At 60.9% G+C, this 6,899-nt stretch carries 9 protein-coding genes; 3 read left to right on the top strand and 6 right to left on the bottom strand.

Going from position 1 to position 6,899, the window contains the following annotated elements; genetic code table 11:
• The 3 genes from R3280_RS15380 to R3280_RS15370 all read left to right on the top strand — a co-directional run.
• Positions 1 to 1,368: penicillin-binding protein activator (locus tag R3280_RS15380; RefSeq protein ID WP_318999491.1), on the top strand; the 1,368-nt coding region annotated here is incomplete at its 5' end.
• Between the two features lie 12 nt (positions 1,369 to 1,380).
• The gene (locus R3280_RS15375) at positions 1,381 to 1,761 is read left to right on the top strand and encodes a YraN family protein (protein WP_318999490.1); all 381 of its coding nucleotides are present in this window, start codon (positions 1,381 to 1,383) and stop codon (positions 1,759 to 1,761) included.
• Complete coding sequence (locus tag R3280_RS15370) at positions 1,758 to 2,348, top strand: SIS domain-containing protein (RefSeq protein ID WP_318999489.1); 591 nt, start codon at positions 1,758 to 1,760, stop codon at positions 2,346 to 2,348. The genes R3280_RS15375 and R3280_RS15370 overlap by 4 nt, the downstream gene beginning before the upstream one ends.
• 68 nt (positions 2,349 to 2,416) lie before the next feature.
• Here R3280_RS15370 and R3280_RS15365 read toward each other — a convergent pair whose 3' ends face one another.
• The 6 genes from R3280_RS15365 to rpsI form a co-directional block, all read right to left on the bottom strand.
• Entirely contained in the window at positions 2,417 to 2,821 is a 405-nt protein-coding gene (locus R3280_RS15365) for a ClpXP protease specificity-enhancing factor (RefSeq protein ID WP_318999488.1), read from the bottom strand.
• A 55-nt stretch (positions 2,822 to 2,876) separates the two neighbouring features.
• Entirely contained in the window at positions 2,877 to 3,506 is a 630-nt protein-coding gene (gene sspA, locus R3280_RS15360; RefSeq protein WP_318999487.1) for a stringent starvation protein SspA, read from the bottom strand.
• 110 nt (positions 3,507 to 3,616) lie between these two features.
• Complete coding sequence (locus tag R3280_RS15355; RefSeq protein WP_318999492.1) at positions 3,617 to 4,372, bottom strand: cytochrome c1; 756 nt, start codon at positions 4,370 to 4,372, stop codon at positions 3,617 to 3,619.
• Positions 4,372 to 5,604, bottom strand: coding sequence for a cytochrome b (locus tag R3280_RS15350; protein WP_318999486.1), 1,233 nt, complete (start codon positions 5,602 to 5,604; stop codon positions 4,372 to 4,374). The genes R3280_RS15355 and R3280_RS15350 overlap by 1 nt, the downstream gene beginning before the upstream one ends.
• Positions 5,604 to 6,197, bottom strand: coding sequence for a ubiquinol-cytochrome c reductase iron-sulfur subunit (gene petA / locus R3280_RS15345; protein WP_318999485.1), 594 nt, complete (start codon positions 6,195 to 6,197; stop codon positions 5,604 to 5,606). The genes R3280_RS15350 and petA overlap by 1 nt, the downstream gene beginning before the upstream one ends.
• 236 nt (positions 6,198 to 6,433) lie before the next feature.
• Positions 6,434 to 6,826: a 30S ribosomal protein S9 gene (gene rpsI, locus R3280_RS15340; protein WP_318999484.1), complete on the bottom strand. Its 393-nt coding sequence runs from the start codon at positions 6,824 to 6,826 to the stop codon at positions 6,434 to 6,436.
• Positions 6,827 to 6,899 lie beyond the last annotated feature (73 nt).

Raw genomic sequence — 6,899 nt, 5'->3', positions numbered from 1 at the left:
CTCAAGCGTGTGCCGGCAAGCGCGATCCGGAATCGCAGTGAGCAGGCCATCGGCTATGACTCCCAGGGCTGGTTCGAGCTGGCCCTGATGCTGCGGGAACCGGGCATGAGCCTGGAGGACCAGGGCAAGGCCATCCGGAGCTGGCAGGCCAACTGGGCGGGCCATCCCGCCGCCAGCCAGCTGCCCAGTGAGCTGTCGCTGATCACCATGCTATCCCAGGAGCGGCCGGAGAAGATCGCCCTGGCGCTGCCTCTGTCAGGCCCCCTGGCCAGCGCCGGGGCCGCTGTCCGGGACGGCTTCATGGCGGCCTTCTACGCGGACCCCAGCGCCGACGATTTTGATATCGAGATCACCATCACCGATACCCATGAAAAAGCCTTTGGCAATCTCTACGCGGAGCTGCGCAAGGACAATCCCGACCTGATCGTAGGCCCGCTCGAGAAAGAATCCCTGGCCGCGGTGATGCAGCAGGAGGCCATGCCGGTACCGCTGCTGGCACTGAACTACTATGACCAGGCCCAGCCGCCACCCCGCAACCTCTACCAGTTCGGTCTGTCCGCCGAGGACGAAGCCCGCCAGATTGCCCGCCGCCTGCAGCAGGAGGGCCACAAGCAGGTCCTGGCCCTGATTCCCGAGGGTGACTGGGGCAACCGGGTCGAGCAGGCACTGCGGGATGCGCTGGCGCAGACAGGTGGCGTGGCGCTGGACGTGCAGCGGTTCTTCCGCGGCGACAACCTGCGCGCCGTCACCGCCGACCTGCTGGGCATCAACACCAGTCGCGACCGCGCGATCGCCATTGAGCGCACCATCGGTGCCAACGTGGAATTCGAACCCCGGCGGCGCCAGGACGTGGATGCTATCGTGATGGTGGCGCAGCCCACCGTAGCGCGGCAGTTCAAGCCCCTGTTCGCGTTCTATTTCGCCGGTGACCTGCCGGTCTACGCGCCTTCCATTGTGTACGAGGGCCGGCCGGACCCTTCCCGGGACCGCGACCTGAACCAGGTCCGTTTCACTGACATTCCCTGGGTGCTGACGGCCGAGAACCCCCGCCGACGGGAAGCTACCCAGGCCTTCCCCACCATGGGCGGCCAACTGGGCCGGCTCTACGCCATGGGCGTGGATGCCTACCGGCTGAGCAAGCGCCTGCCGCTGCTGAGGCAGGTGGAGGGCAGCTCCGTGGAAGGCCTGACCGGCCGTCTGACCATGACCGACGACGGCAGGATCGAAAGGGAGCAGATGTGGGCAGTGTTCGAACAGGGCACTCCCCGATTGCTGCCGGAGCCCCCGGCAACCACTGATGAACAGGAAGACGACGCCGGCGCAGCGGTACAGAGAACCGGTGGCCAGGAGGGCCAGCAACCCCTGTAAAAGGACGACAGAATGATGGATGCCAGGGAAGGCAGACGCGTTGCCGGCCAGCGTGCCGAGGGCGTAGCCGCGCGTTATCTGCAGAGTCGGGGTGTGCGCATACTGAAGCGCAACGTTCACAGCCGTGGCGGCGAGCTCGATCTGATCGGGATGGATCAGGAGGTCCTGGTGTTCTTCGAGGTGCGCTACCGCGGCAGCGGCAGCCTTACCGGAGGCGCCGAATCCATCGGCTATCACAAACAGCAGCGCCTGCTGAAGGCAGCGGCGTTCTACCTGCATCGTCACAGCCTGTGGAATCATCCCAGCCGGATCGATGTAGTGGCAATCGCACCGGGGATTACCAGTCAGTACCGGGTGCAGTGGATCAAAGACGCTATTCAGGCCTCACCATGAGCGAACACGAAGCCCTAGTAACACAATGGTTTGCCGCCCACATGGAGCATACCGCAGAGCTGGCCAGCACCACCGCCGGCGCCATCAGCAAGGCCGCAGACGCACTGGTGTCCGCCCTGCTGATGGACGGCAAGATCATCGCCTGCGCCAACGGCAACGCCAATGTGCTGGCGCAGTACTTCTGCACCGCGCTGCTCAACCGCTACGAGCACGACCGCCCGGCCCTGCCCGCCATCAACCTGGGCGCCGACGCCACCACCTATTCGGCAATCTGCCGGGACAACCGCTTCAACGACACTTTCTCCCGACAGGTGCGGGCCATCGGCAAGCCGGACGACGTGCTGCTGGTTATTGTCGACGACGGCCACAAGGCCAACCTGATACAGGCCATACAGGCGGCCCACGATCGGGAAATGAAGGTGGTGGTGCTCAGTGCGAAGGAGAAGACCGACATCACCTCCCTGCTGCATGCCGACGACCATGAGGTGGCCCTGCACAACCTGGACCCGAGTCAGGCCACACCGCTGATGCTGGTGGTGATCAATGCCCTGTGTGGGCTGATAGAGCGAAAGCTGTTCGGTGGCTAGAACGCAGTGCGGGAAAGCGGCCGGCGGCCCGGCAGGACCGGCCGACCCTGCCGGGGAGCGGGTCCGGCCTATTTTACTACTTTAAGACTGGGCTTGCCGGAGGGGCGCTGGCCGGATGGCTGCTGCTCCGGTTCCGGGCCCTGATCGTCCGGATCCGGCGAGCCGGGCTCGCTGCCAAACACCATGCCCTCACCGTTCTCACGGGCATAGATTGCCATTACCGCCTGCAGCGGAATGAACACCTGCATGGGCACACCGCCAAACCGGGCGCTGAATTCCAGCGCCCCGTTACCGACCACCAGGCCTTTGACGGCGCCCGGGCTGATATTGAGTACAATCTGGCCGTTGGCGACGTGCTCGGTCGGGACCTGGACCCCCTGAACCCCGGCGTCCACGACGATGTAGGGCGTGCAGTCGTTATCCAGAATCCACTCGTTGAACGCCCGCACCAGGTACGGCCGGCTGGACGTCATGTTGGTTTTCTTCTCAGCCACTCAACCCCCCCATGCCCTCAGGCGTGCACGCACATCAGCTACGGATGTCTTCCTCGATATCGGACAGGCTGGCCTTGAAGCCTTCCCGCGCGAAAATGCGGTCCATGTACTTCTGGAGCGGCTTGGCCTGTTTCTCGTTCAGCTCAATACCCAGCGCCGGCAGCCGCCACAGGATCGGAGCGATGCAGCAATCAACAATGGTGAACTCCTCGGACAGGAAGAACGGCATCTCGCCAAACAGCGGAGCCGTCGCCAGCAGGCTCTCACGCAACTCCTTGCGGGCCGTCTCTGAAGCCTTGTGGTTGGGCTGGGCCAGAATCTGGTCCACCAGGCCACACCAGTCCCTCTGGATACGATGGATCATCAGGCGGCTGTTCGCCCGGGCAACCGGATATACCGGCAGCAGCGGCGGATGCGGAAAGCGCTCATCCAGGTATTCCATCATGATGTTGGGCTCGTAGAGCACCAGGTCACGGTCCACCAGTGTGGGCAGCGCATTGTAGGGATTGAGATCCGCCAACTCCTCCGGCGGGTTGTCCGGGTCCACGTCCACCACATCGACGGTTACGCCCTTCTCTGCGAGCACGATGCGGACACGGTGGCTGTAATGGCTGGCCGGATCCGAGAAAAACGTCATTGATGACCGCTTGGTCACAACGCCCATAGACTTACCCCACGAATAGACACGTCGAAATGAGAATACTGAAACGTAAAAAGCCAGCGGGCCTCAGGAGGCCCGCTGGACTATCTGCTTGAGCGATTATACCCGAATCCTCAGTGCACGTCCTTCCAGAACTCCCGGTTCAGAAGGTAGGCGAACACAAAGAAAATGGCGATGAAAATGAGCACGAACATACCCAGGCGCTCACGCTCCACCTTGACCGGATCCCCCATGTAGGAGAGGAAATTGGTCAGGTCGTACATGGCGGTATCGAACTCCTGGGCCGTCATGGTGCCTTCGGATGCCCACTCGGAGCAGACACCGGCGTTCTTGACGTTGCCACTGAGCGGGTCAACACTGGACTGCTGCCCGATGGTGGGCTTGACCGCACAAAGGCCCTGCATCTCCACCAGCACGTGGGGCATACCCACGTTCTCGAACACCACGTTGTTCACACCCAGCGGACGGCTATCGTCCTTGTAGAAACCACGCAGGTAGGAGTAGATCCAGTTCTCCCCCCGAAGGCGGGACTCGAGGGTCAGGTCCGGCGGCGCATTGCCAAACCAGCTCGCCGCCTGCTGCTTGTCCATGCCGATCTTGATCAGCTCACCAATCTTGGCGCCGGTGAAGATCAGGTTCTCCACGTACATGTCTTCGGGAATGCCCAGATCGTTGGCAATCCGCTGGTAGCGGGCGTACTCCAGTGAATGGCAGCCCATACAGTAGTTGGTGAACATGGCGGCGCCACGCTGCAGCGAAGCCTTGTTGGTATGATCCGGCTCCATGGTATCCAGCGGCACACCCGGAGCAGCTGCCAGGGCCAGCCCCGGTAGCACGGTCATCGCAAGAACCAGAATAAACGTCTTCATCATCCTGTCACCCTCTCCGGCACTGGCTTGGTTTTCTCCATTCGTGTGTAGAAAGGCATCAGAATGAAGTAGAGGAAGTAAAGTGTGGTCAGTATCTGGGCGATGGTGGTGCGAGTCTCCGTCGCAGGTACGATACCCAGGTAGCCCAGCCACACGAAACTGATCACGAAAACAGCCAGGGCAATCTTGCTCAGGATGCCTTTGTAGCGCATGGACCGGACCGGGCTGCGATCCAGCCAGGGCAGAACGAAAAGGATGGCGATGGCACCACCCATGACCACCACGCCCCAGAACTTGGCCTCCAGACCGAACAAGTCCACGGTCACTGCCCGCAACATGGCGTAGAAAGGCGTGAAGTACCATACTGGCGCGATATGGTCCGGCGTCTTGAGCGGGTTGGCCGGCTCAAAGTTGGGCTTCTCCAGGAACAGACCCCCCATTTCCGGGAAGAAAAACACTACCACACAGAATACGAACAGGAACACCGAGACACCGATGAGGTCGTGCACGGTGTAGTAGGGGTGGAAAGGAACGCCGTCTTTGGGGATGCCGTTCTCATCCTTGTTCTTCTTGATGTCGATGCCGTCAGGGTTGTTGGAACCCACCTCGTGCAGCGCCAGGATGTGCAGCACCACAAGGCCCAGCAGTACGATGGGCAGCGCCACCACGTGTAGGGCGAAGAACCGGTTCAGAGTAATGCCGGAAATCAGGTAGTCACCACGAATCCACAGGGAGAGGTCCTCGCCAATGACCGGAATAGCACCGAACAGGTTGACGATAACCTGGGCACCCCAGTAAGACATCTGACCCCAGGGCAGCAGGTAACCCATGAAGGCTTCCGCCATCAGCACCAGGTAGATGGTCATCCCGAACAGCCAGATCAGCTCACGGGGCTTTTGGTAGGAACCGTACATCAGGCCACGGAACATGTGCAGGTAGACCACCACGAAGAACGCCGAGGCGCCGGTGGAGTGCAGATAGCGCAACAGCCAGCCCCATTCCACGTCCCGCATGATGTATTCGACGGACTTGAAGGCGCCCTCGGCACTGGGGTTGTAGCTCATGGTCAGCCAGATGCCAGTGACCAGCTGATTCACCAGAACCAGCAATGCCAGGGAACCGAAGAAATACCACATGTTGAAGTTCTTGGGCGCGTAATACTTGCCCAAGTGCTTGTTATAGGCTTCTACAATCGGAAGCCGCTGGTCTATCCAGTTGATAAGTTTTGACATTATACAGCCTCCGGATCCAGCCCGACGGTGAGGGTGTCCTCGCCTTCGTAACGGTAGGGGGGAATGACCAGGTTTGACGGTGCCGGCTGGTTGGCATAGACACGGCCAGACAGGTCATAGCGCGAGCCATGGCAGGCACAATAGAAACCGCCCAGCCAGTTTTCACCCAGGTCGGCCGGCGCAACTTCCGGACGGTAGGTGGGGGAGCAGCCAAGGTGGGTACAGATGCCGACCGTCACCAGGTATTCATCCCTGAGAGCTCGATAGATGCCCTCAATATAAGGGGGCTGGTCTGCCTCCTCGGACATGGGGTCCTTGAGGCGGTCGTTGAGCTTCTCGATGTTTTCAAGCATGGTTTCGGTGCGACGCACGACCCACACCGGCTTGCCCCGCCATTCCACCGTAATCTGCTGGCCGGGTTCGATCTTGCTGATATTCACAGAAACCGGTGCACCTGCGGCCTTCGCCTTGGCACTGGGGTTCCAGGACGCTACAAACGGAACCGCCGCACCGACGACGCCGACTCCACCAACGACCGATGTTGCGCCGATCAGAAACCGGCGTCGGCTCTGGCTCACGTCGCCATTATTCATTATGGTTCTCTCCCATCAGGCGACACACGCCTTGCCCTGGGGCCAGCCGCGCATCGAAAAAGACAACTCAACCCAAAAAGTTAAACGGCCCAAATGGTAATGAAATTACCCAATGCTTACAAGTGAGAAAGGCCTGGGCGGCGCTCCGCAATCGGGCGACACAACCGCTTTCGCCTCCGTTTCGGGCATAAAAAAACCCGGCGCGGGGCCGGGCTTCTGATCTGCACCAAACGGTATTAACGCTTGGAGTACTGGGGACGCTTACGCGCCTTGCGCAGACCGACCTTCTTACGCTCGACTTCACGGGCGTCACGGGTAACGTAACCCGCTTTGCGCAGAGCCGGACGCAGGGTCTCGTCGTAATCCATCAGGGCACGGGTCAGACCGTGGCGAATGGCACCGGCCTGACCACTGATACCACCCCCTTCAACGGTGATCTTGATGTCGAAACGGTCGGTGGAGTCAGCCACCACCAGCGGCTGGCGCACGATCATGCGCAGGGTCTCGCGACCGAAGAAATCCTCAATGGTGCGACCATTGATGGAAATGTTGCCGCTACCAGGCTTGATAAAGACTCGAGCCGTGGATGTCTTGCGGCGACCGGTACCGTAATTTTGTGCTACAGACATATCCGCCTTCCGTTAAATGTCGAGTTCTTTGGGCTGCTGGGCTGCGTGAGGATGCTCAGCGCCGGCATAGATT

The sequence above is a fragment of the Marinobacter sp. genome, assembly GCF_033722195.1.
Taxonomy (GTDB): Bacteria; Pseudomonadota; Gammaproteobacteria; order Pseudomonadales; family Oleiphilaceae; genus Marinobacter.
The sequence above is the reverse complement of the archived record's forward strand: the minus strand, read 5'-3'. Positions and strand labels throughout refer to the sequence as shown.

Excerpts from the sequence above, each read along its gene's own strand:
- R3280_RS15375 (WP_318999490.1), top strand. The coding sequence starts at position 1,381 with ATGATGGATGCCAGGGAAGGCAGACGCGTTGCCGGCCAGCGTGCCGAG.
- R3280_RS15370 (WP_318999489.1), top strand. The coding sequence starts at position 1,758 with ATGAGCGAACACGAAGCCCTAGTAACACAATGGTTTGCCGCCCACATG.
- R3280_RS15365 (WP_318999488.1), bottom strand. The coding sequence starts at position 2,821 with ATGACGTCCAGCCGGCCGTACCTGGTGCGGGCGTTCAACGAGTGGATT.
- sspA (WP_318999487.1), bottom strand. The coding sequence starts at position 3,506 with ATGGGCGTTGTGACCAAGCGGTCATCAATGACGTTTTTCTCGGATCCG.
- R3280_RS15355 (WP_318999492.1), bottom strand. The coding sequence starts at position 4,372 with ATGAAGACGTTTATTCTGGTTCTTGCGATGACCGTGCTACCGGGGCTG.
- R3280_RS15350 (WP_318999486.1), bottom strand. The coding sequence starts at position 5,604 with ATGTCAAAACTTATCAACTGGATAGACCAGCGGCTTCCGATTGTAGAA.
- petA (WP_318999485.1), bottom strand. The coding sequence starts at position 6,197 with ATGAATAATGGCGACGTGAGCCAGAGCCGACGCCGGTTTCTGATCGGC.
- rpsI (WP_318999484.1), bottom strand. The coding sequence starts at position 6,826 with ATGTCTGTAGCACAAAATTACGGTACCGGTCGCCGCAAGACATCCACG.